The sequence below is a fragment of the Pseudomonas sp. D47 genome (assembly GCF_045447305.1).
GTDB lineage: Bacteria > Pseudomonadota > Gammaproteobacteria > Pseudomonadales > Pseudomonadaceae > Aquipseudomonas.
This window is the reverse complement of record NZ_JBJGXU010000170.1, coordinates 1-646: the sequence shown is the minus strand read 5'-3', so window position 1 is coordinate 646 and position 646 is coordinate 1. Positions and strand designations below refer to the sequence as shown.

General features: G+C 58.5%; 1 pseudogene. It reads right to left on the bottom strand.

The features are described 5' to 3' along the window. A pseudogene (locus tag ACI77I_RS32080) lies at window positions 1-646 on the bottom strand (citrate transporter); the annotation flags it as partial.

Sequence of the window (646 nt, the reverse complement as noted above, 5' to 3'; positions counted from 1 at the left end):
CACTTCCAAGGTCACTGGCATCAGGCCGAAGTAATAGGCATCGGTGCTGAGCAGCAGCTCCATGGGTAGACCAAATAAGCCGAGAAAAATATGCAGCTGCCCAACCATCGAGCCGGGGAGCACCTGTACCAGGTCCTTGGCGATTGAGGTCAGCATGCCGGTGCCTGCGAGTATCCCGAGCATGGAGCCCGCCGCGAGGATAATCATGCCCATACTCAACGCCGCCGAAGAGTGCGCCGCGATCCGCTGCATCTGAACATTGCCGCCGGGGTAATTGATCAACAGGGCCAGTGCCAGCCCGATCATGAATATGTAGCCGGAAGGCAGCACGCCGAGAAACAGCGACACCAATACCAGCAGGAACAGGCTGGCGTTGAACCAGAGCAGTTTTGGTCGCTCAAGCGCACGCTCTTCGTCGCTGATGTTTTCCAGGTTGATGCTGGTTTCCGCCAGCCCCCCATCGTCTAAAGTGGTTCCGCCGGCGGTACCGATACGACGTTGTTCACGCCAGCCGAGCAAGGCGGCCAAACTGATCAACAGTACGACTCCAAATCCCTGGACGAGAAGTAGCGGACGCCACAGTTCGATGACATCGATACCGGTAACCGCCGCAGAACGCCCCAACGGCCCAGCCCAAGGGACCATA